Origin of the sequence: Aeromonas sp. R4-1, assembly GCF_040908325.1 — a bacterium.
Classification (GTDB): domain Bacteria; phylum Pseudomonadota; class Gammaproteobacteria; order Enterobacterales; family Aeromonadaceae; genus Aeromonas; species Aeromonas veronii.
Genome location: NZ_JBFODM010000081.1, coordinates 30,464 through 54,976, shown reverse-complemented (window position 1 = coordinate 54,976; position 24,513 = coordinate 30,464). Strand labels below are relative to the sequence as shown.

Annotated in this window: 20 protein-coding genes; 5 read left to right on the top strand and 15 right to left on the bottom strand. The window is 58.2% G+C overall.

The window, feature by feature from the left end:
- Nucleotides 1-27 precede the first annotated feature (27 nt).
- Entirely contained in the window at nucleotides 28-915 is an 888-nt protein-coding gene (locus AB5Y90_RS15205; RefSeq protein ID WP_368167133.1) for a hypothetical protein, read from the top strand.
- Nucleotides 916-1,031: 116 nt separating this feature from the next.
- Nucleotides 1,032-1,319, top strand: a complete 288-nt coding sequence (rplY, locus tag AB5Y90_RS15200) for a 50S ribosomal protein L25 (RefSeq protein ID WP_005333252.1) — start codon at nucleotides 1,032-1,034, stop codon at nucleotides 1,317-1,319.
- Nucleotides 1,320-1,425: 106 nt separating this feature from the next.
- On the opposite strand, the gene AB5Y90_RS15195 is transcribed toward rplY, so the two are convergent.
- Nucleotides 1,426-1,818: a MerR family DNA-binding transcriptional regulator gene (locus AB5Y90_RS15195; RefSeq protein ID WP_368167131.1), complete on the bottom strand. Its 393-nt coding sequence runs from the start codon at nucleotides 1,816-1,818 to the stop codon at nucleotides 1,426-1,428.
- Between the two features lie 122 nt (nucleotides 1,819-1,940).
- Here AB5Y90_RS15195 and AB5Y90_RS15190 point away from each other — a divergent pair, with 122 nt between their 5' ends.
- On the top strand, nucleotides 1,941-3,116 hold the full coding sequence (locus tag AB5Y90_RS15190; protein ID WP_307896735.1) for a thiolase family protein: 1,176 nt from the start codon (nucleotides 1,941-1,943) through the stop codon (nucleotides 3,114-3,116).
- Here AB5Y90_RS15190 and AB5Y90_RS15185 read toward each other — a convergent pair.
- The 11 genes from AB5Y90_RS15185 to AB5Y90_RS15135 form a co-directional block, all read right to left on the bottom strand.
- Nucleotides 3,113-4,336 (bottom strand): EAL and HDOD domain-containing protein, encoded by a 1,224-nt coding sequence (locus AB5Y90_RS15185; protein ID WP_257123080.1) that lies wholly within the window; start codon nucleotides 4,334-4,336, stop codon nucleotides 3,113-3,115. The two genes, AB5Y90_RS15190 and AB5Y90_RS15185, sit on opposite strands and share 4 nt — an antisense overlap.
- A 115-nt stretch (nucleotides 4,337-4,451) precedes the next feature.
- Nucleotides 4,452-5,738, bottom strand: a complete 1,287-nt coding sequence (locus tag AB5Y90_RS15180; RefSeq protein ID WP_257123079.1) for an OmpP1/FadL family transporter — start codon at nucleotides 5,736-5,738, stop codon at nucleotides 4,452-4,454.
- A gap of 252 nt (nucleotides 5,739-5,990) precedes the next feature.
- Nucleotides 5,991-7,328, bottom strand: a complete 1,338-nt coding sequence (locus AB5Y90_RS15175; protein WP_179901558.1) for an outer membrane protein transport protein — start codon at nucleotides 7,326-7,328, stop codon at nucleotides 5,991-5,993.
- A 402-nt stretch (nucleotides 7,329-7,730) separates the two neighbouring features.
- Nucleotides 7,731-8,510 carry a DUF3379 domain-containing protein gene (locus tag AB5Y90_RS15170; RefSeq protein ID WP_257123077.1) on the bottom strand — a complete coding sequence of 260 codons (780 nt, stop codon included), beginning with the start codon at nucleotides 8,508-8,510 and terminating at the stop codon, nucleotides 7,731-7,733.
- Entirely contained in the window at nucleotides 8,503-9,102 is a 600-nt protein-coding gene (locus tag AB5Y90_RS15165; protein WP_257123076.1) for a sigma-70 family RNA polymerase sigma factor, read from the bottom strand. The genes AB5Y90_RS15170 and AB5Y90_RS15165 overlap by 8 nt, the downstream gene beginning before the upstream one ends.
- A 13-nt stretch (nucleotides 9,103-9,115) precedes the next feature.
- A complete protein-coding gene (locus AB5Y90_RS15160) occupies nucleotides 9,116-10,627 on the bottom strand; it encodes a hypothetical protein (RefSeq protein ID WP_306459283.1) in 1,512 nt (503 codons plus the stop codon).
- 20 nt (nucleotides 10,628-10,647) lie between these two features.
- The gene (locus tag AB5Y90_RS15155; RefSeq protein ID WP_368167128.1) at nucleotides 10,648-12,099 is read right to left on the bottom strand and encodes a VWA domain-containing protein; all 1,452 of its coding nucleotides are present in this window, start codon (nucleotides 12,097-12,099) and stop codon (nucleotides 10,648-10,650) included.
- Nucleotides 12,090-13,082 (bottom strand): VWA domain-containing protein, encoded by a 993-nt coding sequence (locus tag AB5Y90_RS15150; protein WP_307896740.1) that lies wholly within the window; start codon nucleotides 13,080-13,082, stop codon nucleotides 12,090-12,092. Before AB5Y90_RS15150 ends, AB5Y90_RS15155 begins: the two co-directional genes overlap by 10 nt.
- Entirely contained in the window at nucleotides 13,079-13,618 is a 540-nt protein-coding gene (locus tag AB5Y90_RS15145; RefSeq protein ID WP_368167126.1) for a DUF4381 family protein, read from the bottom strand. The genes AB5Y90_RS15150 and AB5Y90_RS15145 overlap by 4 nt, the downstream gene beginning before the upstream one ends.
- Nucleotides 13,603-14,505 carry a DUF58 domain-containing protein gene (locus AB5Y90_RS15140; RefSeq protein ID WP_257687769.1) on the bottom strand — a complete coding sequence of 301 codons (903 nt, stop codon included), beginning with the start codon at nucleotides 14,503-14,505 and terminating at the stop codon, nucleotides 13,603-13,605. The genes AB5Y90_RS15145 and AB5Y90_RS15140 overlap by 16 nt, the downstream gene beginning before the upstream one ends.
- Entirely contained in the window at nucleotides 14,496-15,446 is a 951-nt protein-coding gene (locus tag AB5Y90_RS15135; RefSeq protein WP_257687770.1) for a MoxR family ATPase, read from the bottom strand. The genes AB5Y90_RS15140 and AB5Y90_RS15135 overlap by 10 nt, the downstream gene beginning before the upstream one ends.
- A gap of 182 nt (nucleotides 15,447-15,628) precedes the next feature.
- On the opposite strand from AB5Y90_RS15135, the gene fadI reads away from it, so the two are divergent.
- Nucleotides 15,629-16,939: an acetyl-CoA C-acyltransferase FadI gene (gene fadI / locus AB5Y90_RS15130; protein ID WP_368167124.1), complete on the top strand. Its 1,311-nt coding sequence runs from the start codon at nucleotides 15,629-15,631 to the stop codon at nucleotides 16,937-16,939.
- Nucleotides 16,939-19,086, top strand: a complete 2,148-nt coding sequence (gene fadJ / locus AB5Y90_RS15125) for a fatty acid oxidation complex subunit alpha FadJ (RefSeq protein ID WP_257687773.1) — start codon at nucleotides 16,939-16,941, stop codon at nucleotides 19,084-19,086. The genes fadI and fadJ overlap by 1 nt, the downstream gene beginning before the upstream one ends.
- Nucleotides 19,087-19,254: 168 nt before the next feature.
- Here fadJ and AB5Y90_RS15120 read toward each other — a convergent pair whose 3' ends face one another.
- Genes AB5Y90_RS15120 through AB5Y90_RS15110 form a run of 3 tightly spaced genes read right to left on the bottom strand, consistent with a single transcriptional unit; the run spans nucleotide 19,255 to nucleotide 24,002 of the window.
- Entirely contained in the window at nucleotides 19,255-20,775 is a 1,521-nt protein-coding gene (locus AB5Y90_RS15120) for a SpoVR family protein (protein WP_005333227.1), read from the bottom strand.
- Nucleotides 20,776-20,784: 9 nt separating this feature from the next.
- Nucleotides 20,785-22,056, bottom strand: a complete 1,272-nt coding sequence (locus AB5Y90_RS15115) for a YeaH/YhbH family protein (protein WP_307896742.1) — start codon at nucleotides 22,054-22,056, stop codon at nucleotides 20,785-20,787.
- A 23-nt stretch (nucleotides 22,057-22,079) separates the two neighbouring features.
- Nucleotides 22,080-24,002: a PrkA family serine protein kinase gene (locus AB5Y90_RS15110; protein WP_005333223.1), complete on the bottom strand. Its 1,923-nt coding sequence runs from the start codon at nucleotides 24,000-24,002 to the stop codon at nucleotides 22,080-22,082.
- Nucleotides 24,003-24,513 lie beyond the last annotated feature (511 nt).

The following is a 24,513-nucleotide window of genomic DNA, read 5'->3' as shown; positions in this document are numbered from 1 at the left end:
TTCAAACCGCAAATCAGGGAGGCAAGGATGCTGGGGATCTGGTTGAGTGTGGCGCAGGTGGTGATCAGCGGTTATCAACCCATCGCGGAACAAACTTGGGTGCAGTTGAACCCGGAATATTACCCGCTGGCGCGCACGCCGCCTGCGATGTTTGTGGCCTGGCGTGGCAATCAGTTTCCGCCGCTGGCCCAAAAGCAAAAGCACGGTCGCTGGCAGATCCTCTTTCCAGCCAGGTTAGTGCCCCCCTTCGATCTGTTCGAGGGGGAGGCGCAGCTCTCCAAAACCTATCTGGCAAGGCTGCGGCGCATCGACGAGATGGCTTACGGGGTCGTCCCCGGGCAGGTTGTTGCGACTGGTGCAATCGTGCAGCAGGGGAGTGGTTCCCCTGCTTATCACGCGCAACCTATCGCTCCCTTTATTGCCGAGTTCCGCACACCCCAAGACGCGTTTGGTGGTGTTGATATGCCCAGCGACCCCGACGAGAGCGAACCTCTGCTCGCTCAGCTGGGGGTGACCTTTCGCACTGCGGGGATGAGTGGTGCCCAAGGGGATGAGGGAGTAGCGAGCACCGATATGGCGCTCGCCAGCCACACGGCTAGCTTATCCGCAGGCAGTGACGTCATGCTTACCCTCTCGGCTCCTGCGGCCGGCGGTCCACAAACTGTGTGTCATCAGGTCGCCGCAGGGGAGACCCTGTGGCGCATTGCCAACCAGTTATCCAGCGCCCGGGGAGCCGATACCTACAGCTATTTGCTGGCGCTGGTGGCAGAGAATCAGCCGCGGCTTGGCAAGAGCATTCGGGTCAGAACGGGGGAGGGACTCTACTGCCCGCGCGCCGAGACCCTGGCGCGGTTTGATGCTCTGAGCCCAGCCCAGCGTCAGCAGCAATTCGCCCGGTTGGAGCAAGGGCGCTAAATGCAGAGTCGGTACCTTGTATCCGAATTTGGCCCGTGGTAGTATTCGCGCTCGTTTTGCGAGGTGCTGACCGGTCGCAGTTAGCACCATAAATTCATCCAAAAGAGATACATACTATGTCTTTCGTATTCCAAGCTGAAGTCCGTTCTGACCTGGGGAAAGGTGCGAGCCGCCGCCTGCGTCAAGCTGACCAAGTTCCTGCCATCGTTTACGGTGCAGGCAAAGAAGCCCTGTCCATCACTGTTGACCACAAGAAAATGATCCTGGCTCAAGAGAAGCCGGAATTCTATGAGTCTGTACTGACTCTGGTTATCAACGGTGAAGAAGTTAACGTAAAAGTGAAAGCTATCCAGCGTCACCCGGTACGTTACAAGCTGATCCACCTGGACTTCGTTCGCGTTTAATAGCGAACCGTCAGGTTGAAGAAAAGCCACTCTCAGGAGTGGCTTTTTGCTATCTGGCATCTTGTGACAGGCTGAAAGGACTTTACCTGATAAGCCAGCAATGCGGTTATCCCAGCTGGCTAAGGGCCTGTTGACAGTGCTGCTCGGCGGCATCCAGCTCCAGCAGCACCATCCTGATATCTTCCATCTGCTGTTGCAGTGTCTCCCGTTTCTCCTCAACCAGTCCCAGCATGGTTTGTAACTGGGTGCGGCTGCTCTTGTCGGCATCATAGAGATCAAACAGCTCTCGGATCTCGGCGAGGCTGAACCCGAGCCGCTTGCCGCGCAGGGTGAGCTTGAGGCGAACCCGATCCTGCTTGCTGTAAATGCGGGTTTGTCCCTCTCTGGCTGGATTGAGCAACCCCTGATCCTCGTAGAAACGGATACTGCGCGTCGTAATATCAAATTCCCGGGCCAGCTCACTGATGCTGAAGCGCCGTCCTTCATCCTTGTTGTTCATACAGACTTCTTGGCGAACTAAATCCTGTCTGCACCTTACCTAAACGTAAACTGCACTGCAACTCTTGTTCCATTGCGTCAGAACCCCTATGTTATGGCCATGTAACAAACAGAGGCAGGCAAATGGATATTGCAATTGTGGCGGCAAAACGGACTCCGATGGGGGCGTTTCAGGGGGCATTGGCAGAGGTCACTGCGCCTGAGTTGGGAGCCTGTGCCATCGAGGCGGCACTGCAGCAAAGCGGGCTGCGTCCGGAGCAGGTCGATGAAGTGTTTATGGGCAATGTGCTGGCTGCGGGCGTGGGGCAAGCGCCAGCTCGGCAGGCGTTGTTGAAAGCAGGGTTGCCAGATAGTGTGCCTGCTACCACGGTCAACAAGGTGTGCGGATCCGGCATGAAAGCAGTGCTGTTGGCGGCGGATACCATCCGCCTTGGTGACAACAGGGTAGTGGTCGCGGGGGGGATGGAGAGCATGAGCCGTGCCCCCTATCTGCTGGATAACGCCCGTAGCGGCTTTCGGATGGGGCATCAAAAGGTGCTGGACCACCTCTTCCTCGACGGTTTGCAAGATGCCTATGATGGCCAGCTGATGGGGGTACATGCCCAGCGCAGCGCCGATCTGGCCGGTTTGACCCGCAGTGCCATGGATGAGTTTGCCTTGGCATCATTGCAGCGGGCCCGCGATGCGCAGCACGCCGGTGCGTTTGTGTCCGAGCTGACAAGCGTCTATCGCGGTGAGTGCTTGTTGCTGGCTGAAGACGAACAACCCGGCAAGGGCAGACCGGAGAAGATCCCGACCCTGAAGCCTGCCTTTGGCAAGGAGGGCACTATTACGGCGGCCAATTCGAGCTCCATCTCGGATGGTGCGGCTGCGCTGATATTGATGGATGGCGCCACGGCGCAAGCTTGGCAGGTACCAGTGCTGGCAAGGATCGTCGGATATCAGAGCCACGCGGCATTGCCCGCCGAGTTTACCTCTGCACCCATTGGCGCCATTTCACGCTTGCTGTCGCGTCTGGCATGGTCGGTGGAAGAGGTGGATCTCTTTGAGATCAACGAGGCCTTCGCCATGGTCACCATGCTGGCCATGAGCGGGGTCGGCATCCCTCATCACAAGGTTAATGTGCATGGTGGGGCCTGTGCGCTTGGTCATCCGCTGGGGGCGAGTGGCGCACGAATTCTGGTGACGCTGATCGCCACGCTGCGGCAACGGGGTTTGCGGCGAGGCGTGGCCGCGCTCTGTATCGGGGGCGGGGAGGCGACCGCTATCGCGGTCGAGGTGGATGACGAGACGAATTAATTGGTGGCTTCCATCGCCAACAGTTGTTCCGTGACCCAGGTGGTGGCGGCCAGATAGAGGTGACTCACCTTATCCTCGCTCAGCCCCAGGCGGGCTGTTCTGGCCGTTACCCGCGACCAGTTGGCGCTCTCGTAATCTTCACAAAACGCGAGGTAGAAACCCAGATTGCCTTTGCGCTCCAGCAGCGCCAGCCGAATATCGTCGATAAGAGGGATAGTGCCGAGCAGCTTGTCCATCGGCTGCTCCATCAGTACATCCAGCAGGGAGAAGAGACCGGTGATAAAGGCTTGTTGTGCCTGCTGGCTCGGGGCGTGGGCGTGGGCCAGCAGCTCACAGAATCGGGCACGGATCATCGACATCTGGTAGAGCTCGGCACTTTTCCCCTTGCCTGCATTGGTCGCGGCCACCAGTGAAACAAAACGCTTTAGCTGGGTATTGCCCAGGTATATCGCAGCCTGGCGAAACGAGGAGATGGGGTTGGCATGGCCTTTGAGATGATTGACATAGCGCAACAGCTTGAGGGAAAGGGATATATCCTGACCGAGCAGCTGCTCAATCTTGTTGATATCAGGCTCTGCCTCGTTGACCACGTTGAGCAACTGCATCACCACGACTTGCGCCGGCTCCATAGTGGCTTGCTTGACCATCTCGGGTCTGCTGAAGAAAAAGCCCTGGAACAGCTGGATCCCCAGCTGTTTGACCCGCTCGAACTCCGCCTTGTCCTCTACTTTTTCCGCCAGATAGGTGAGCCCCAGGGTCTGATGCCGCTGGATAAACACTTTGATCTGCATCAGGGGGGTGGCACGAAGATCAAACTTGATGATGTGGATAAAGGGGAGGAAGCGCTCCCAATCCGGCGACATGGTGAAGTCATCGAGTGCCAGTTGATATCCCAGCTTGTGCAGCTGTTTCACCTTTTCCAGCAGGGCATCATCTGGTGGGGAATCTTCCAGGATCTCAATCACCACTTTTTCGGGCGGCAGGCACTCTGCCAATCCCTCCAGCAGCAGTGAGTGGGGGAAATTGATAAAGCAGGGGCGGCCTCCCAACAGCTGATCGATATTTTGTTGGAGGAACTGTTCGACCACCAGGCGTGACGTCGCCTGCTGGGAGGAGATGCTCGGGAAGACATTATTCAGACTATCGCGAAAGAGCAGCTCATAGGCATGAGTTTTGAGGTCTCTGTCGAGGATCGGCTGTCTTGCTACGTAGGAATACATGCCTTGCTCCAGTAAAGGTACTGGGTTGATTTTATGGTGTTGCAGAACACTATGCCAGTGTTCACCTTATTGAGTAAGGCAATAATTGGCATAGCGTTTTTTGCAGGGAAGGAATTTAGAAGAGATAGCTCAATTGTGCACCAGCCAGCCAGGCATCCCCTTCGGAAGTGCCGTCAAAATTGGACTGGTAGTGGGCCGGAACGCCGTTGGGCAGGCGAACAGATTGCGTGAAGGATTCATGTACCCCCACTTTTTTGCCATCGATCAGGGTGACGCCCACATCGACCGAGAGCGCCTTGCTGTACTGATATCCCACTCCCAGGCTGTACCAGATGCGATCCGAGTCAGGGATGGAAATGGTGCGATTAGCCGCAGGGACCGGACTCTCATCGTAGGCAATGCCGGAGCGCAGTTGCCACTTGGGCGCCACTTGATAGGTCATGCCGAGCGCATAGCGCCAGCTGTCTTGCCAGTTTTCATCCTTGATGTGCATCGGCCCCTGATGATCCAGACTGGCATCCAGCCCGACAAACTTGCTCCAGTTAGTCCAGTTGACGCTGCCATGGAGCGCGAGCTTGTCTGTGAGCTGCTGGAAGAGGGCAAGTTCGGCAGTGGCAGGCAGTGGCAGCACCAGATTGCCGGTATCTTTGAACGTCTGTCCCTGGTCATCTACCCCGACGGCATCCCCCTTGAGCTTGAGATCGACCCCGTTGCGATAGGTGAGACCGATACGGGTCCGCTCGCTTGGGGTGAGCAGCACACCGATATTCCAGCCAAGCTCGTTCCCTGTGCCTTCGAGATGCTTGGCGATCTTGTCCTGGTGGGGGAAAGTGCCACCTACTTCCCCCTCGCCACGAATAAGGGAAAGCCCCATGCCTGCGGAGAAGAAGGGGGTGAACTGATAGGCCAGGGCCGTGCCGAGCTCGACCGTCTTGATATCGGACACATTGCCAAAGTGGCCGGCGCTGTACCCTTTTGGCATCTCGATCCCGAGCCCGTATTGGGAGGAGAGGGAGAGCCCCAGGCTGAGCAGTTCATTCAGGGGGGTGACGACATAGAGGTTGGGTACCCAGGCATCACCCGCTACGTCGCTGGCGTCGGCGGACTTGTTGCCGATGGGCAGGCTACCCACTGGGGTCACGAACTTATCGCTCACACGCCCTTCGATATCGACCCGGGGGCGAATATAGATGAAGCCGCCGGAGAAGGCGGTCTGTTTGAAGCGGGTAATGGCACCCGGGTTGCGGCCCAATACGGAGGCGTTGTCGGCAATGGCGGCTTCACCGGCAAAGGCGCGTCCCAGGCCTGTAGCGGACTGTTCAGCCAGCTGGAACCCGGCGGCATGAGTCTGACCTGCGATCACCAGCAGGGCGATGGCGGACGGTTTGATGATGGGATGCATGGCAAAATCCTTGCTGTTACCCGAAGGTTCAATCGGTCATATGAATGGAGGCAGGATTTTATATGGTATGACCAGTAAGGCAACGGTAATGGCCTGTATCTGGATAAAACAAGATTAAATGCTGGGATGATGCACTCTAATGGCTTGATTAGAAAAGAAAAATAAACACGTGTGCGCTACATGTGTGCGCTGAGATGGTTTTGTGGGATAAAAAAAGAGCGCCTGGCGGCGCTCTTTCCATTCTATCAATAATCAGAACTTCATGTTGAACTGGGCAGAAGCTAGGAAGGCGTTGCCGTGGGAAGTACCTTGCCAACGTGGGTTGTTGATGGTTCCATCGTGGCTTACCAAGCCCTCATTAACATCGACCTTCTTGCCATCAAGGTAGGCCATGCCAAAGTCCACGCTCATATCGGTGTTGATATGGTAGGTGGCGCCAGCGCTATACCAGATACGATCTGAGTCCGGAATACTCAAGCTACGGTATTCAGCTTCAATCGGGGTGTTGTCATAGGCGAAGCCCAGACGTGCTTCCCAAGCCGGATTGATATACCAGGTACCACCGATGGAGTAGCGAGTAGAGTCTTTGAACTTTTCATCTTTTTGCAGACATACACCGTTTTTGCATTGAGAGCTTGTGGCTTTCAGCTCTTCAAATGCACTCCAGTCTGTCCAGTTGACTGAATAGTGGACTGCGAACTGTTGGTTTAGACGATGGTAACCTGCAAATTCAGCTTGAGCAGGCAGGTCGAGTTTTAGGTTCCCGTCAACGGTTTTATAGCCGGAAGTGGTGCCTTTAAAGTCACCATCAAAACTGAGATCGACTTGGGAACGGTAAGTCAGCGCGAAACGATGATTTTCGTTTACTTCATAGAGTGTGCCAACGTTCCAGCCAAAGCCCCATGTATCACCCTTCAAACTTGCAATTTTTGTATCGGCAGAATGCGGAACACCAGTTCCACCAGCCTTAACAGGTTGAGACAGCACTGGAGCCAAGACACCAGCGTAACGATTCAGTTCAGCCTCTGCGTATACAGCATTGATACCAGCACCAATACTAAATTGCTTGTTTACGCGATATGCAATATTCGGGTTGATATTGAAAGTTAAAAGCTCTGTATCGCCAGCACCTGAACCAGCAGCAAAATTCTTGTCATACTCGGTAGACAGACCGTAGTTAGAGAAAAGCCCAATACCCCATGCCCACTGATCATTTAGTGGCTGGATAAAGTAGGATGCGGGAACAAAGGCTGCAGGTGCGATATCTGAAGCCGATGCATCACGATTGAAGTAGTTTGGAACAGTTCCTGTTGGGGTAGTGAGGTTACCGCTAGTTTTGCCCTCCACATCCACATCCGGTTTGATGTAGGTACCGGACACAGAAACCGCCATCTTGTCGAAGGTAGTCATGGCAGCCGGGTTACGGGCCAGAACGGAGGCGTTGTCGGCGATAGCTGCTTCACCGGCATAGGCGCGACCCAGACCGGAGGCCGAGTGCTCGTTCAACTGGAATGCCGCGGCATGGACTTGACCGGTGGCCAGCGCGATGGTGGCGGCAATCAGGCTCTTTTTGAAAATTGTTGTCGTCATGGTGTTCTCTCTTGTAGGCAGATTTTTTTGCCGATATTGGCTGCACGTTCAATGCAAACCTCGACAAAATCCGTTTTTATTTCAGCTTCTTCCCAATCAATTCTGGCGTGATTCTATGGATCTGGTAGGAGGTAAGAAATCAGACCAGTGACAGCAGAATACATAAAAGTGATCGATGTGTTAATCATTTGTTTTAACTTGCTGTTTAATTCATCATTTTGAGGGTGTAAAGGTGGATTATTGACCTGGATTGCCGATCTCCGTCACAAAAATAATTTTGTCAATTTTTCGAAATCTTGAGGCAAATGAGTGACAAAGGGGAGTAATCAGGGGGGGAACAGGCAGCGGCTCGTGACCGCCGCCTGCTATTGAGGATGGATCTGAGGTTGTTAACCGGCGATGTTAAATGTCCCACTGCAGACGTGACTGCAGGGCGTTGGCAACGGGGGCAAGTGGCTCTTTCATCTCGCCAATCAGTACCATATTGGCGCCTTTGAGCTGGACTATCTCCCCTTTGAGGGTGCCATCTTCAAAGGTGGCCTGTTGCAGGGTTAATGGAACATGTTTGGGCACTAAAAAGAGGGTGACAGGCCCCATCTTTCCCTGGATCACCATGTGCAAGGCAGGTCCCTGATAAAACGAGCAGTGATTGACATAGGTCACCTTGAGCCCATCCATCCCGCTTAAGGTGGCGCCATACTTCTCCATCTTGGCATTTATGTTATGCAGATTGACCTGCTCATCGACACCTTCAATAAAGGGTTCTTCGCCATAGACATGAGCCATCGCCACCTGTGCGAGGGAGAGGGCCGCAGGAGCCGTTTCTGGCAGCGTGATCCAGCGGGTGCTCATTCCCAGCAGGAAGGCGACCGATGCAGCCAGGGCGATCTGGCGCCAGGATGTCGATGTCCGGATCTTGACCGGCGCCGTGCCAAGGGGGCGGGATGGCGGCAAATCATCTGGCGCGTCACTGTCTTGCTGCATGGCTTGCCTGAGCAGGATCCGCTCGGCCAGTCCGGCGGGAACCTCTACCTGCATGGCGCGCTTGAGGCTTCTGTCGAACTGCTTCATCTCGTCGAGATAGTTCCGATTGGCCTGGCTGGCTTCAGCTGTTTTGAGAAAATCCGGCAGTTGATCGTGGGGCTGGATCATGGCGTTGCGGCGAAATTCGAGTTCATCCATGTCCGTGTCCTCTTGCTTGGTTCTTCTGCTCCATCGCCTCCTTGATCTGGTTGCGGGCGCGGAACAGTCGAGTCATGACGGTGTTCTTGTTGAGGCCGAGCATCTCGGCAATCTCCTCACCACTGAATCCTCCCACGACTTGCAGCAGCAGTGGCTCCTGGTACTCCTCGGGCAACCGGGCGATGTGACGGTGCAACCACTCGTTCTCCATCTCCTGTTCACTGTGCAGCGCATCGTACTGGGGTTGAGGGTGATCGTCGAGATCCACCAGCTCCAGCTGTTTGCGTTCAAAGCGGCGGGCGTTCTCCCGTCTGAGGATGGTGATCAGCCACCCTTTGGCCGCCTTGTCATCCTGCAGGGTGTCGATCGCCTTCCAGGCACGAAGGAAGGTCTCTTGCACCAGATCTTCCGCTACGTTGGGATCCCGGGCCAGCCAGTAGGCATACCGGTAGAGATCGCCATGCAGCGCATGAACCAGTGCTTCAAATTTGGTTTGTTTGTCAGCCATGGGATCAGAGACCGGCGAAGTGGCCGGATCATTTCCACCAATATGCTGCTGAGCACGTTTTTTTCTAAAAAACAGCAGTGCCATAGGGCAATCCTTGTCAGGGGGCGTGGCAACGGGAGCGGGAACTCCCGTGCGCCAGCAGGTAAATCAGGTACGCAATACCGGCGGTTTCATCAGCCCTGAGGGTACGCGCCAGAGCGCGCCACTCGATGGGCGGGCCAGAAGAGGGCCGTGCAAAACAGGCTCGCTCGAGTGCGGCGAGCGCGTTGCCGAGCCGATTATGCCCAGCGTCAGGCAACTGGCCTAATTGATAATAGGAGACCTGCCAGCGCATGGTCGCCCACTTGATCAGCGCCTTGCGACTGGCATCCGGCTGTTGTCGGGCAAGGGCACGTTGCAGTTGATAGAAGGCGTGCCAGCGGGGCCCGTTGTGCCATAGCGTACGCAGCGCTACGGCCAGCACGACCCACCAAAGGCTCTCTCGCAGCGCCATTTGCGGGCGCTGATCATCAGGTTGCGAACTTGTCGCTGCATTAAACGTCAGTGAGATGGCGGGCAGGCTGGCCTGTTCAATCCGGCCGCTTTGGGTATTAAACCAGGGCAGATCAATGGGGGGCAGCTGATAGTCGCCACTCTGCTCCGCGACCAGACTCTGGCGCCACTGTCGCTCAAATAGCAGCTTGCCATCTCGGTAACGCTCCTGCTGTTGCTCGCCATCGGGATGTGCCTGTATGCCGTTTGGCAGTTGATGGGCCATCAGGGGGGCAAGCTGTATCTGGCCGCTGTCACCATTCTCCATGGTCAGGGTGAGGATCCGGATCAGCGGCTCACCCACTTCTCCCTTGGTGGCCGGTTCAAGGCGCTGGTTCAGGGTCAGCCGGGTGGCGACCGGCGTGGCAGGGGCTTTGTCGACCCGAACCTCGAGTGGTGCCGCGCGGGCCGAGAGCCGTTGTGGCTTGCCCCCTTGCTGCGTGAGCTGCCCCTGCAAGCGGGGCGAGTCGAGGTGCCAGAGCCCAGGCGCTTTTGCCTGAACGAGCCAACTGCGGGTGAGCCTGCCGGGCAGACCTGCCTGAGCGGGTGCGATCCACTCGTCGCTACCGAGGCGACGGATGGCGAAGTGGGCAGAGCTAAGCTCGCTCAGGGCCGGGTTTTGCATGCTGGTAGGCAGCCAGAGTGTCAGCCGGTAGATCACCGGCTGGCCGGGATAGAGCGGGCCCTGATGATCAAGGCTGGCCTGCATCTCGAGGGGCGAGGGGGCTGCGGGTTGCGGCAGCGCCGCCGCTTTCGCCTCTCTCAATGGCAGGGTGAGCGAGGGGGTAAACTCATTTCCGAGTTTGAGCGGTGCAATCACCACCTTTGTATTAGCGGGTGAGTCGCTCTGGTGCAGCGGGATCTGCCAGCGAGTCAGTTGTTGTACCGGGGTGGTGACCCGGCTCATGGTCACTCTGCCCACTGCAAACTGGCGCAGTAGGGGGGTGATCTCCAGTTCGCTGCTCTGGCGCTCGCCATCCGCTTCGATGATCAGCAGCCAATCGCTGGGGTCGGCCCCCGGCAGCAGCTCTGCCCGTGGGGGCAAGGCCCAGCAAAGTGGAGTCGCCAGTGCGAGCAACAGCCCCCATCCTGCCCGCGTCACCAGGGCTCCTCCACCTTGATCAGATCCCGGCGCAGCGCCTCTTTGCGCAGCCGCTGCTCCAGCAGCAACACCGGGGGGGAGGGTGGCAAGGGCATTGCTGCTGCCTGCTGTTCAGCCGATGGTTCGGGTTGCTTGCTGTTGCTGGTATCGGGAGCAGCCGCCGCTGCGCCCTGTAACAGAGAGAGGTTATAGAGCGCATCTTCATGGCCGGGTTCGAGCGCCAGAGCGGCCAGATAGGCCTCTTTGGCGGCGGCAAACTCCCCCAGTTGCAGCAGGGCATTGCCGCGGTTGTAGTGGGCAGTGGCACTCGCTGCTTCCTGATAGGCTGCGATCGCTTGCCGGTAGGCTCCGGCCCGATACCAGGCGTTGCCGCGCCAGACTGGATCGTTGAAGGTGCGGGCTGCCCGCTGAAAATCCCCCTCTTGATAAGCCTGCATCGCTTGCAGATCCGCCCGCTCTGCTGCTTGCAGATCTTGTGTCGCAAGCAACTGCGCTCCCACCATCAGTGCGATCATCAACCGGGCGCCGACTCTGGCCAGCAAGGCGAGCGGTAACAAGGGGATCAGCAACCAGGGGCCAAGATCCAGTGGCGCCGGGGTGAGGGCCGAGGTCGTGGTGGGCAGCGGTGCAAAGCGGGGTGCGTCGCTGCCAAGCCACTGCAGCTCACCACCGAGACGATTGGCCAGAGCGGCAATGGCCTGACTATCGGGGGCGGGCAACTGCGCGGGCATGCGGGTGGCAAACCCCAACTCATTGGCCGGAGTGGCGGGCATCGGGGCCGGTTGACCACTGCTAGCAAGCAGAATATCGAGGCGTGCCGACTGGGTGTCGCGGCAAAGAAGGCGTTGCTGGCAGGGCCACAGGGCGGCGATTTGGGTCATCTGATTCTGGGTGAGGTCATCGGTGATCAGCAGTAGACGCGCTTGTTCTCCAGGGGCCAGCTGCTTCATGGCAAGTTCCACCGCCCGTGCCGGGTTGCTGCCCTGCAGCGGCATGATATCGGGGCGCAAGTCTGGCAGCAGCAGCGAAAGGGCCTGATGATCCCGAGTTGGCGGCATGGCGAGGTAGGCGTCACCTGCGTAGAGGATCAGCGCAATGCGTTCGCCCTTGGCGTGGCTCAGCAGCTGCTGTAATTGCCATCTGACCCGGGTTGCCCGATCCGGTTTGAGATCGGTGGCGGTCATCGAGCGTGACAAGTCCAGTAGCCAGATATCTAGCGGTGCTGCAGGCTGCTGTTGCAGCTCACCGCGCAGTGCCGGTCCGCTCAGGGCCAAAATGGCGGGCAGGGTTGCCAGCCAGAGCCAGGGACGTTGAGGACGAGAGGCTGGCAGCAGATAAACCTGCATAGCAGGTGCGATCAGCGGGGGCTGGCGACGACGGCGCCATCCTTGCCAGAGCCAGGGGATGAGTGCGATCAGCCACAGGGGGCGGAGCAAGATCAACTCCATCTACGCGTGCCTCGTGCCAGCCAGTTACGCACCATGCGAAACTCCAGCCTGCCGCGCCCTGATGGTAGAAGCAGCAGGCCACAAAGCAGTGCCAACGGCCAGGGGTAGAGCTCGATCACCGGTTGGTAGTGGGCAACGGGCATAGGGGCCGGTTCAAGGGCATTGAGGGTCGCGTTGATGGCCTCGAGATCGCTTTGGGTGCGTGCCCGAAAGTAACGTCCCTGGCCTGTCCGGGCCAGCGCTTGAAGAAGCGGCTCGTCCAGTTCGCTGCTGGGATCGGCCTGACTGTTGCCCGCCTCATCGTAGGGTTGGATAAAGGTATCGGGATCGGCTCCGACCCCCAGCGTATAGATCCGTATTCCCTGCGCGGCGGCGAGATTGGCCTCCTGCAGCGGGTCGGCACTGCCTGCGGTATTGCGACCATCGGTGACCAGCAGCAGGGCGGTGGGGCGACCAGGATCCCCATGCTGACGTGCCAGCTGGATCGCCTCGCCAAGGGCGGTGGTTCGGCCGACCAGATCAAAATCGAGCTCGTCGCTCAAGGTCAACAGCGCCGGGATCTCCTGAGTGAGGGGAGAGAGCAGGTAGGCGTGATCGGCAAATACAATGAGGCCCACCCTGTCTCCGGCACGTTTGGCGATCAGCGTCTTGATCTGCTGGCGCACCGCCGTTAGCCGTGCTTGCTGCTCGCCGCTGTCGAGCATATCCGGGGTGCGCATGCTGTCTGACAGATCCACCGCCAGCAGCAGATCCCGACTCCCTTCATATTGGATAACCGGTTCCCCCCACCACTGGGGGCGGCAGAGGGCGAGGATAAGGGCGCACCAGAGCAGCATGGCGCGCCAGAGCGGCAATCCGGTGTGGGGGCGCAACAGCGCAAACCCGGGGTGAGCCAGATAACCGCGACGCAGGGGCGGCAAGCCGAAGCGCACCAGCAAGGGCAGCACCAGCGCCAGCGCAAACCAGGGCCAGGCCAGGATCATGGACGCCTCCGCGCGGCTTTACGCTTCGAGCGGGGAGAGCGTTGCAAGAAGAGGGTTTGACCCCAGCGGCGATAATGTTGCCGAAGTTGTTCGCACTGCTCGCGAGTCGGGTTCTGGCTGCCATAGAGCCAACTGCTCCAGTGAGGGGCGAACAGGCTGAAATCGCTGCCGCCGTGACGGTCGACGAAGGCGAGCCACGCCTCTCCCTGCAGCTGGCGCGCCTCGGGCCAGCGTTGCAGTGCTTCATGACGCAGGGCCTCCTGTATGCGTGCCACCAGCAGCGCCGGATCTCCTACCAGCTGACGACACCAGCGGCGGTAACGTATCACCCTCTTGGCAATCAGGACGATCAGCAGCAGCAATAACGCTGTGATCAACAGCCACAATAGCGCCTGCACTCTGGGGTCAAGACTCTGTTCAATCAGATCCGGCCCCGGGTGGATGTCTCGCATCAGGGCGGCCAGCGGCGGAGTGATGGCCTCGGAGGCGGGACTGGCGCTGTCGAGTTCGGCGGGCGAGCTCATCCCTGATGACATAATCCCTCCTGCCACTGTTGTTGCAGCGTCTGGCCGTTATCGAGCAGATAGAGGCGCTGCACCAGCGGTAGCAACTGCTGCTTGCCGTGGGTCAGTTGCTGTTCGGCAGCTTGCTGGTAGCGGCGGGAGAAACCGGCATGGCCCCCATCCAGCCAGCCCTGATAGTGTTGCCCTGGCCGATCAATGGCCACCGGCAGCTGGCCATCAGGGGGAAGGGCAGCCTCGAGGGGATCGCGGATCTGCCAATAGTGAATATCGTGGTACCGCGAGAGCAGTTGCAACTGCTGACAGAGCGCCGACTCACAGGGTCTGTGATCGGTGATGATCGTCAGCTTGGCTCCGTGAGGCAGCTTCACGCCGGACAAGGTATCGGCCAGTGAGTGAGAAAGCGCCCGGCGGGCCAGCCCTTGCTGATAGTGATGGCAGAGGGATTCGAGCAGGGGCAGCACGCTGCCGCGCTGGCTCTGGTGATGGGGGATAAGCCCGTGGCAGATCAGGGTGTTGTGCCGCGGCTCCCCTTGCCAGATCAAGGCTGCTGCCAGCTCGCACCCCAGACGCGCCTTGAGCTGCAGCGTGGAGCCGAAATACATGGCAGGAGAGAGATCGAGCAGCAGCCAGTGCGCTTGATCGAGCTCCTCGCTATAGAGGCGGGTATAGGGACGGCCGAGGCGTGCGGTCACTCGCCAGTCGATATGGCGTACCTCGTCACCAGCCTGATAGGCGCGCAGCTCCCGAAACGTGATCCCGGGAGATCGGCCCGGTTTGCCGCGTTCGCTGCTGCTTCTGCCTGCGTGAGGTGGCTTCCTGGCCTTGGCCCATAGCCTGATATTGAGCAGCCGTGGCAGCAACAGGGCGATATCGGGATGGAGCTCCGGCGCTAGGGACATGGCACCTGATCCAGCAGTTGGGCGATCAGGATATCGTTATCCAGATTGTCGGCCAGTGCCTGATAGCTGGGAATAAGGCGGTGGCGCAGCACCGGATAGGCTTGCAGCTGGATATCTTCCGGCAGCACATAATCTCGTCCGGCAAGCCAGGCTCGGGCGCGGGCGGAGCGAGCCAGCCCAAGTGTGGCGCGGGGGCTTGCCCCCACGACAATCAATGGCTCAAGGGCAGGGCAAAGACCGCTGCCCGGGCGAGTGGCGCAGACCAGCTCCACCAGATAGTGCTCCAGTCTGCTTTGCATGGTCACCGCCAGCACTTCGCTGCGAGCACCTTGCAAGCTGGTCTGGCTCAGGGTCACCGGCGCCGCGCCAAGTTGTTCGCCGCTGGCGTTGAGCTGCAAGATGGCGAGCTCCATCGTGGGGCTCGGGTAATCCACCATCAGCTTGAGCAGAAAGCGGTCGAGCTGGGCCTCCGGCAGGGGATAGGTTCCCTCCTGTTCGATGGGGTTCTGGGTGGCGGCCACCATAAAGAGATGTGGCAGCCGCCAGCTCTTTTTGCCCACGGTGATCTGATGTTCGGCCATGGCTTCCAGCAGCGCTGATTGCACCTTGGCCGGCGCCCGGTTGATCTCGTCTGCCAGCACCAGATGGTTGAAGAGGGGGCCTGGCTGGAAAACAAAACTGGCATCCTGCGGGTGAAACACCTCGCTGCCGGTGAGATCGGCAGGAAGCAGGTCGGGGGTAAACTGGATACGGGCAAAGCGCCCCTCGACGGCGCCAGCGAGCGCTTTGACGGCACGGGTTTTGGCAAGGCCGGGGGCCCCTTCGATTAACACATGTCCTTCACATAACAGGGCAATCAGGAGCCCTTCTATTAGCTCCTCTTGCCCCAGGATCTGACTGCCAAGATAGTCCCTAAGTGCTCTGAACTCGGCCGCTGCCATGCGATAAACCCGTTGTTTTTATGGAAGTTGATCTTTTTATACTCCAGTTGCTTCCCAAGGGCGAGCAAAGGGGCCTTGCCGCGCTTAATTTAGTTTCAATCAGCTGTATGAAACTTGTGATTGGATTGTTAAGATGTGGCGCAATGAGGTCAGACCTCTGCCTTTTAAACCAAGGAGCCAGGATGAAACAGCCATTGAAACTGACGACTCGCCAGGGCGAACGGATTGCCGTCGTGGCGGGGCTGCGTACCCCTTTTGCCAAGCAGGCCACCGCCTTTCATGGCGTGCCTGCGGTGGATCTCGGCAAACTGGTGGTGAGCGAGATGCTCGCCCGCACCGATCTCGACCCCAAGCTTATCGACCAGCTGGTGTTTGGCCAGGTGGTTCAGATGCCGGAAGCCCCCAACATTGCCCGCGAGATCGTGCTCGGTACCGGCATGAGCGTCAATACCGATGCCTATAGCGTCTCCCGCGCTTGCGCCACCAGTTTCCAGGCGGTGGCCAACGTCACCGAATCCGTCATGGCGGGGACTGTGGATATCGCCATCGCCGGCGGTGCCGACTCCTCCTCTGTGCTCCCCATTGGGGTGAGCAAGAAGCTGGCCCGCGCTCTGGTGGATCTCAACAAGGCGCGCAATCTGCAGCAACGCTTCAATATTCTGCGCCAGTTGCGGGTCAAGGATCTGCTGCCGGTGCCGCCTGCGGTGGCGGAATACTCTACTGGCCTCTCCATGGGGCAGACCGCCGAGCAGATGGCCAAGAGCCACCAGATCAGCCGCGAGGCGCAAGATGCGCTGGCTCACCGCTCCCACACCCTGGCCGCGCAGGCTTGGGCCGATGGCAAGCTGAGCGGCGAGGTGTTTACCGCCCATGTACCGCCCTACAAATCACCGCTCGAGCGGGACAACAATATCCGTGAAAGCTCGGATCTGGCGAGCTACGCCAAGCTCAAGCCGGTGTTTGACCGAGTCCATGGCACAGTCACTGCTGCCAACGCCACGCCGCTGACCGATGGCGCTGCTGCCGTGCTGTTGATGCGGGAAGGTCGGGCGAAAGAGCTGGGCCTCGAACCGCTTGGCTATATCCGCAGCTTCGCTTTCTCGGCCATCGATGTCTGGCAGGACATGCTGATGGGGCCCTCCTACGCCACGCCGCTGGCGCTGGACAGAGCCGGTATCACGCTCAGCGATCTGACCCTGATCGACATGCACGAAGCCTTTGCCGCCCAGACTCTGGCCAACCTCAAGATGTTTGCCAGCCACGAGTTTGCCCGTGAAAAGCTGGGCCGCGAACAGGCTATCGGCGAGGTGGACATGGAGAAGTTCAATGTCCTCGGCGGTTCGCTGGCCTATGGCCACCCCTTTGCCGCGACCGGTGCGCGGATGATCACCCAGACCCTGCACGAGCTGCGTCGTCGCGGCGGGGGATTGGGGCTCAACACCGCCTGCGCGGCGGGTGGATTGGGCGTGGCTATGGTGTTGGAGGTTGAATGATGAGCGCTAAGACTTTTTCCCTGGATGTTCGTAAAGATGGCATCGGCATCCTCACCATGGATGTGCCGGGCGAGAGCATGAATACCCTCAAGGCCGCCTTTGTCGAGGAGATCCGCTCCGTACTGGACGAGGTAAAACGCAACAAGGATTTGATCGGGCTGGTGATCACCTCCGGCAAAAAGGACTCCTTCATCGCTGGCGCTGACATCACCATGCTGGCCGCCTGTACCAGTGCCAAGGATGCCGAGACCCTGTCTCGGGAAGGGCAGGAGATTTTCGCCGAGATCGAGGGGCTGACCATTCCGGTGATCGCCGCCATTCATGGCCCCTGCCTCGGTGGCGGGCTGGAGCTGGCGCTGGCCTGCCATGGCCGGGTGGTGACCGAACACGGCAAATCTGTGCTGGGATTGCCGGAAGTTCAGCTTGGCCTGCTGCCGGGCTCTGGCGGTACCCAGCGTCTGCCGCGCCTTATCGGAGTGGCCAAGGCGCTGGATCTGATGCTGACCGGCAAGCAGGTTCGCGCCAAACAAGCCAAAAAATTGGGGCTGGTGGACGATGTGGTGTCGCCGTCAATCTTGCTGGATGCTGCCATCAAGCTGGCCAAGAAGGGCAAACCGCGACATCAGTTGAAACGGGATCTGCAAGGCAAGGTGCTGGAGACCAACAAGCTGGGTCGCAAGGTACTGTTCGATCAAGCCAGCAAGGGGGTGAAAGCCAAGACCCGTGGCAACTACCCGGCGCCAGACCGGATCCTGGATGTTGTGCGCATCGGCGTAGAGGAGGGGATGAAGGCCGGTCTGGCCGCTGAATCCCGCCACTTTGGCGAGCTGGTGATGACTGCTGAGTCTGCCGCCCTGCGTTCCATCTTTTTTGCTACCACCGAGATGAAGAAAGAGGTCACCTATCAGGGGGCCGAGCCGCGCAAGGTGGCCCATGCCGCAGTGCTGGGCGGTGGTCTGATGGGGGGGGGCATCGCGTTCGTCACCGCTACCAAGGCGGGCGTGCCGGTGCGGATCAAGGATGTGGCAAGCAGCGGGATCGGCAATGCCATGCGCTACAGCTACGACATCCTGGCCAAGAAGCTCAAGCGCCGTCATATCTTGCGCAGTGAGCTTGAGAAGCAAATGAGCTTGCTGACCGGCACCCTCGACTACTCCGGTTTCCACCGGGTCGACATGGTGGTGGAGGCGGTGTTTGAAGATCTCGCGCTCAAACACCAGATGGTGAAAGATGTAGAGCGCGAGTGCGGTGAACACACAGTGTTTGCGTCCAACACCTCCTCCTTGCCTATCAACCAGATTGCAGCAGAGGCGGCGCATCCGGAGCGAGTCGTGGGGCTGCACTACTTCAGCCCAGTGGACAAGATGCCGCTGGCGGAGATCATCCCTCACGCTGGCACCAGTGCCGAGACGGTTGCCACCACTCTGGCTTTTGCCCGTGCCCAGGGCAAAACGCCCATCGTGGTGAAGGACGAAGCCGGTTTCTACGTCAACCGCATCCTGGCGCCCTACATGAATGAGGCGGCGCGATTGGTGCTGGAAGGGGAGCCGGTGGAGGTGCTGGACAGCGCGCTGCTGGACTTTGGCTTCCCGGTTGGCCCCATCACCTTGCTCGACGAAGTGGGGATCGATGTGGGCGCCAAGATCTCCCCCATTCTCGAGAAAGAGCTGGGCGGAGAGCAGTTCCAGGCGCCCAAGGCGTTCGACAAGCTGCTGCAAAATGATCGCAAGGGACGCAAGAATGGCAAGGGCTTCTACCTCTATGGCAAGGCGGCACCGCGCAACAAGCTGACCGGCAAAGAGGGCAAGAAGACGGTGGACGAGAGCGTCTATGGCGTGCTCGGCATCAAGCCTTCTGCCAAGCTGGCCCGTCAGGAGATCGCCGAGCGCTGCGTGTTGCTGATGCTCAACGAAGCGGCCATGGCGTTGGATAGCGGTGTGGTGGCGTCGGCCCGTGATGGCGATATCGGGGCCATCTTCGGCATCGGCTTCCCGCCATTCCTTGGCGGCCCGTTCCGCTACATGGACACCTTAGGAATTGATCATCTGGTTGGCCGTCTGGAGTATTACCAGAAGCGCCATGGCGACCGGTTTGCCCCCTGTGCCCGCCTCAAGGCAATGGCCGCAGAGCAGCAGACCTTCTACTGATAACCGCTGCAGATTGACCGCAAGACCACGAGGCCCGCACACCATGCGGGCCTCTTTCTATATTGTGGTTTGTTCGGGTTATTCAGGTGGTGCTGCGATGATGCAGGCAGAGGCGAAGGCCGAAAAAATGGCCCACCGAAGTGGGCCGTAGATATATCTGATCACGGGTCAGATCCCAGGTTTGCGCTCCGGGCAGCGGCCGATGATATCTGCAGGCAGATCGCCGTTATCCTGTTCCAGCACCACGTCAAATCCCCACAGTTGGTGCAGGTGTTTGAGCACCTCATGGCGTGAGTCGCCAAGGGGTATGCGGTTGTGGGGCACATAGCGCAGGGTGAGGGAGCGATCCCCCTTCACGGCAACGTTGTAGACCTGAATATTGGGTTCCAGATTGCTGAGGTTGTATTGGGCCGACAGGGTATTGCGCACCTGACGGTACCCCTCGTCATTGTGGATAGCGGAGACCTTCAGATAGTTCTTCAGATCGTCGTCATCAATGGCGAACAACTTCATATCCCGCATCACTTTCGGGCTTAAGAACTGGCTGATAAAGCTCTCATCCTTGAAGTTCTGCATGGCAAAGTGGAGGGTTTCGACCCAGTTGCTGCCGGCATAGTCGGGGAACCAGTATCTATCCTCCTCGGTCGGGTTCTCGCAGATGCGGCGCAGGTCGGTAAACATGGCAAACCCCAGCGCATAAGGGTTGATCCCCGAGTAGTAGCGGCTGTTGTAAGCCGGTTGATAAACCACGTTGGTGTGGCTGTGCAGCACCTCCATCATGAAGCGATCGCTCAGCTTGCCCTCGTCATAGAGGTGATTGAGGATGGTGTAGTGCCAGAAGGTGGCCCACCCCTCGTTCATCACCTGGGTCTGCTTTTGCGGATAGAAATACTGGCTGATCTTGCGCACGATGCGCACCACTTCCCGCTGCCAGGGCTCCAGCAAGGGGGCATTCTTCTCGATGAAGTAGAGAATGTTCTCCTGGGGCTCGGCGGGGTAGCGCCTGTCCTCCACGCCAGCCGCTTTATGCTGCTTGGGCAGGGTACGCCACAGCTCATTGACCTGAGTCTGCAGATAATCTTCCCGCGCCTTCTGGCGCCGCTTCTCCTCTGCCATCGAGATCTTCTGGGGCCGCTTGTAGCGATCCACCCCGAAGTTCATCAGGGCATGGCAGGAGTCGAGCAACTGCTCCACCGCCTCGATACCGTGCTTCTCTTCACACTGGGTGATGTAGTTCTTGGCGAACAGCAGGTAGTCAATGATGGAGGAGGCATCGGTCCAGGCCTTGAACAGGTAGTTGTTCTTGAAGAAGGAGTTGTGACCGTAGCAGGCGTGGGCCATCACCAGTGCCTGCATCGGCATGGTGTTCTCCTCCATCAAGTAGGCGATGCAGGGATCCGAGTTGATGACGATCTCGTAGGCCAGCCCCATCTGGCCGCGCTTGTAGTTGCGCTCGGTATGGATAAAGCGCTTGCCGAACGACCAGTGTTGATAGCCGATGGGCATGCCGACGCTGGAGTAGGCATCCATCATCTGCTCGGCGGTGATCACCTCGATCTGGTTGGGGTAAGTGTCCAGCTTGTAGAAGCGGGCGACCCGGGCGATCTCCTGGTGATAGGTCTCCAGCAGATCGAAGTTCCAGTCTGGTCCGTCATCCAGTGGCGCTACACGTTTTTCTGTTTCGATCATGTGACCTCCTCACGCCGCTTGTTTCTTGAACAGCTCGCGGAACACCGGATAGATATCCTCGACCTTGCGAATGTGCTCCATCGCAAAGTGGGGGAACTGGCTGGCTACCGACTCATATTCGTGCCACAGGGTCTGGTGGGCACGGGTGGTGATCTCGATGTAGGAGTAGTACCGCACCCTTGGCATGATGTCCCGCGCCAGGATCTCCCTGCACTGCGGTGAGTCATCAGCCCAGTTGTCACCATCCGACGCTTGCGCCGCATAGATGTTCCACTGGTTGGCGGGGTAACGTTCGTTGATGATGTCGTTCATCATCTTGAGGGCGCTGGAGACGATGGTGCCGCCAGTCTCCTGGGAGTAGAAGAACTCGTGCTCGTCCACCTCCTTGGCCTGGGTATGGTGGCGGATATAGACCACTTCTACGTTCTTGTAAGTCCGGCTCAGGAACAGATAGAGCAGGATATAGAAACGCTTGGCCATCTCCTTGGTGGCCTGATCCATGGAGCCCGAGACGTCCATCAGGCAGAACATCACCGCCTGGCTGGAGGGGACGGGCCGTTTGACGAAGTTGTTGAACTTGAGATCGAAGGTGTCGATAAACGGCACCGCATCGATCCGTCGTTTCAGCTCCCTGATCTCCTTCTCGAGCAGGGCGATTTCGGCAAAGTGCTCGTTGGGATCGTTGGCCAGCAGAGCCAGCCGCTCTTCCAGTTCATGCAGTTGGCGTTTCTTGCCTGCTTGCAGCGCCATGCGCCGCGCCAGCGAATTTTGCAGGGAACGCACCACGTTGATGTTGGCGGGCACCCCGTTTGAGGTGTAGCCCGCCCGATAGGTTTTGACCTCCATCAGCTGATTGAGCTGGGTTTTCTGCAGCCTGGGTAACTCCAGATCTTCAAACAGCAGATCGAGATACTCATCCTTGGAGATCTGGAACACGAAATCATCGGCCCCTTCACCCTGATTGGATGCCTGCCCCTCGCCTGAACCCTGTCCACCGCCCCCTCCTTTGGGGCGGTCAATCTTGTCGCCGGAGACGAACTGATCATTGCCGGGATGCACCATCTCCCGTTTACCGCCTTGCCCCTGATGAAAATGGGGCTCGCCGATATCCTTGGTCGGGATGCTGATGCTCTCGCCCTTGTCTACGTCCTGAATGCTGCGCTTGGAGACAGCATCCGAGACCGCTTGTTTTATCTGCTTCTTGTAGCGGCGGATAAAGCGCTGCCGATTGACAGCGCTTTTGTTTTTGCCGTTGAGCCTGCGGTCGATAAAATGCGCCATAACTCCCCCTTGAACAGTCAGGGTCAGGATGACTTGCGTACCCTGAGATACCATTCGGAGAGCAGTCGCACCTGTTTGCGGGTGTAGCCTTTCTCCATCATCCGTTCGACAAAGTTATCGTGCTTCTTCTGCTCCTCGGCCGAGGTTTTGCTGTTGAAGGAGATAACCGGCAGCAGCTCTTCCGTGTTGGAGAACATCTTCTTCTCGATCACGGTGCGCAGCTTCTCGTAACTGGTCCAGTTGGGGTTACGGCCTGCATTGTTGGCCCGGGCACGCAGCACGAAGTTGACGATTTCGTTACGGAAATCTTTCGGGTTGCTGATCCCGGCGGGTTTTTCAATTTTCTCCAGCTCGCTGTTGAGAGACGCTCTGTCAAACAGCTGGCCGGTTTCGGGGTCACGGTACTCCTGATCCTGGATCCAGAAGTCGGCGTAGGTGACGTAGCGATCGAAGATGTTCTGACCGTACTCGGAGTAGGACTCGAGATAGGCGGTCTGGATCTCCTTGCCGATGAACTCCACATAACGCGGGGTCAGATAACCCTTGATGAACTCAAGGTAGCGATCGTGCAGCTCTTGCGGGAACTGCTCGCGCTCGATCTGCTGCTCCAGCACATAGAAGAGGTGCACCGGGTTGGCGGCCACTTCCGCGTGGTCGAAGTTGAAGACGCGGGAGAGGATCTTGAACGCAAAGCGGGTAGAGAGACCATTCATCCCTTCGTCCACACCGGCGTAGTCGCGATACTCCTGATAGCTCTTCGCCTTGGGATCGGTGTCTTTGAGGCTCTCGCCATCATAGACCCGCATCTTGGAGTAGATGCTGGAGTTTTCCGGCTCTTTCAGCCGTGACAACACCGAGAACTGGCCCAAGAGTTCAAGGGTGCCCGGAGCGCATTTGGCCTCGGTCAATTCGCTGTTGATCAGCAGCTTCTCGTAGATCTTCACCTCTTCCGAGACGCGCAGGCAGTAAGGCACCTTGACGATGTAAACCCGGTCGAGGAAGGCCTCGTTGTTCTTGTTGTTGCGGAACTGCTGCCACTCGGATTCGTTGGAGTGGGCCAGCAGAATGCCGTCAAAGGGGAGGGCGGAGAGCCCCTCGGTGCCGTTGTAGTTACCCTCCTGGGTTGCTGTCAGCAGCGGATGCAGCACCTTAATGGGTGCTTTGAACATCTCGACAAACTCCATCACCCCCTGGTTCGCTTTACACAGCGCGCCTGAGTAGGAGTAGGCATCGGCGTCATCCTGGGCGAAGTGCTCCAGCATGCGGATGTCGACCTTGCCGACCAGTGAGGAGATGTCCTGGTTGTTGTCATCACCGGGTTCAGTCTTGGCAATGGCGATTTGATCGAGGATGGAGGGGTTGACCTTCTCCACCTTGAACTTGGTGATGTCGCCACCAAACTCGTGCAGGCGTTTGGCCACCCAGGGGGACATGATGGGACGCAGGTAACGGCGCGGGATGCCGTACTCTTTCTCTAGGATCTCCCCATCCTCTTCGATATCGAACAGGCAGAAGGGGTGATCATTGACCGGTGAGCCCTTGATGCGATAGATGGGCACCTTCTGCATCAGGGATTTGAGTTTCTCTGCCAGCGAGGATTTACCGCCGCCAACGGGGCCCAGCAGATAGAGGATCTGTTTCTTCTCCTCCAGCCCCTGGGCGGAGTGTTTGAGGTAGGAGACGATCTGTTCGATGGCCTCTTCCATCCCGTAGAAATCCTTGAAGGCGGGATAGCGTGCCACGACGCGGTTGGAGAAGAGTCGGCTCAGTCTGGGGTTGGCTGAGGTGTCTACCATCTCCGGCTCACCAATGGCGGTCAGCAGACGTTCGGCTGCGGAGGCGTAGCAGGCTTTGTCCTGCTTACACATATCCAGGAACTCCTGGATGGTATATTCCTCTTCTCTCGCTTTTTCATATCGCTGTTGGTAATGCTCGAATATGCCCATAACTTTGCCCTCGTTATAGTCGCTTACCCTGAAAAAAGTGGATGACTGCTTTTGTGTTGTGCGCTTTTAAAGCCTAGTCAACAGACTCCAGTAATCCATCACGGTTGATAGGTTAAATTCTGAAGAAACCTGCCCGATCCTTGTGCGGGGAGGGTCAGTCAACAACACCGCTATGTTACTGACTGTTAAATTATTTTTGCCACGATAGTGAGGTAAATGTCAAAGACATAAAAAATAAATGTTTGTGGGAAACAGGGAACTTATTGCGAAAAGATTAAGGGGTTTGACGAAAGGCAATGGGGCTGCGGGTTGGCGGGGTTATGGATGAGAATGTCATTACGTGAACGTCAACGTAAATCACTTTGTTTGGGGTTTTGGCTCTAATTTTTACATTGACGCTACATTATGAGTACCCTAGATTGGCGATGTGTGAGCAGCAAGATGCTTTAGCAAGAGAGTTGACGGTTGCTTCACCAAGCTCTGTTTAAGCACGTTTCCGTTGGCTTGACCC

Bases quoted from the DNA above. Each gene is read 5' to 3' on its own strand.
- AB5Y90_RS15205 (WP_368167133.1), top strand. From the start codon at position 28: ATGCTGGGGATCTGGTTGAGTGTGGCGCAGGTGGTGATCAGCGGTTAT.
- rplY (WP_005333252.1), top strand. From the start codon at position 1,032: ATGTCTTTCGTATTCCAAGCTGAAGTCCGTTCTGACCTGGGGAAAGGT.
- AB5Y90_RS15195 (WP_368167131.1), bottom strand. From the start codon at position 1,818: ATGAACAACAAGGATGAAGGACGGCGCTTCAGCATCAGTGAGCTGGCC.
- AB5Y90_RS15190 (WP_307896735.1), top strand. From the start codon at position 1,941: ATGGATATTGCAATTGTGGCGGCAAAACGGACTCCGATGGGGGCGTTT.
- AB5Y90_RS15185 (WP_257123080.1), bottom strand. From the start codon at position 4,336: ATGTATTCCTACGTAGCAAGACAGCCGATCCTCGACAGAGACCTCAAA.
- AB5Y90_RS15180 (WP_257123079.1), bottom strand. From the start codon at position 5,738: ATGCATCCCATCATCAAACCGTCCGCCATCGCCCTGCTGGTGATCGCA.
- AB5Y90_RS15175 (WP_179901558.1), bottom strand. From the start codon at position 7,328: ATGACGACAACAATTTTCAAAAAGAGCCTGATTGCCGCCACCATCGCG.
- AB5Y90_RS15170 (WP_257123077.1), bottom strand. From the start codon at position 8,510: ATGGATGAACTCGAATTTCGCCGCAACGCCATGATCCAGCCCCACGAT.
- AB5Y90_RS15165 (WP_257123076.1), bottom strand. From the start codon at position 9,102: ATGGCACTGCTGTTTTTTAGAAAAAAACGTGCTCAGCAGCATATTGGT.
- AB5Y90_RS15155 (WP_368167128.1), bottom strand. From the start codon at position 12,099: ATGGAGTTGATCTTGCTCCGCCCCCTGTGGCTGATCGCACTCATCCCC.
- AB5Y90_RS15150 (WP_307896740.1), bottom strand. From the start codon at position 13,082: ATGATCCTGGCCTGGCCCTGGTTTGCGCTGGCGCTGGTGCTGCCCTTG.
- AB5Y90_RS15145 (WP_368167126.1), bottom strand. From the start codon at position 13,618: ATGTCATCAGGGATGAGCTCGCCCGCCGAACTCGACAGCGCCAGTCCC.
- AB5Y90_RS15140 (WP_257687769.1), bottom strand. From the start codon at position 14,505: ATGTCCCTAGCGCCGGAGCTCCATCCCGATATCGCCCTGTTGCTGCCA.
- AB5Y90_RS15135 (WP_257687770.1), bottom strand. From the start codon at position 15,446: ATGGCAGCGGCCGAGTTCAGAGCACTTAGGGACTATCTTGGCAGTCAG.
- fadI (WP_368167124.1), top strand. From the start codon at position 15,629: ATGAAACAGCCATTGAAACTGACGACTCGCCAGGGCGAACGGATTGCC.
- fadJ (WP_257687773.1), top strand. From the start codon at position 16,939: ATGAGCGCTAAGACTTTTTCCCTGGATGTTCGTAAAGATGGCATCGGC.
- AB5Y90_RS15120 (WP_005333227.1), bottom strand. From the start codon at position 20,775: ATGATCGAAACAGAAAAACGTGTAGCGCCACTGGATGACGGACCAGAC.
- AB5Y90_RS15115 (WP_307896742.1), bottom strand. From the start codon at position 22,056: ATGGCGCATTTTATCGACCGCAGGCTCAACGGCAAAAACAAAAGCGCT.
- AB5Y90_RS15110 (WP_005333223.1), bottom strand. From the start codon at position 24,002: ATGGGCATATTCGAGCATTACCAACAGCGATATGAAAAAGCGAGAGAA.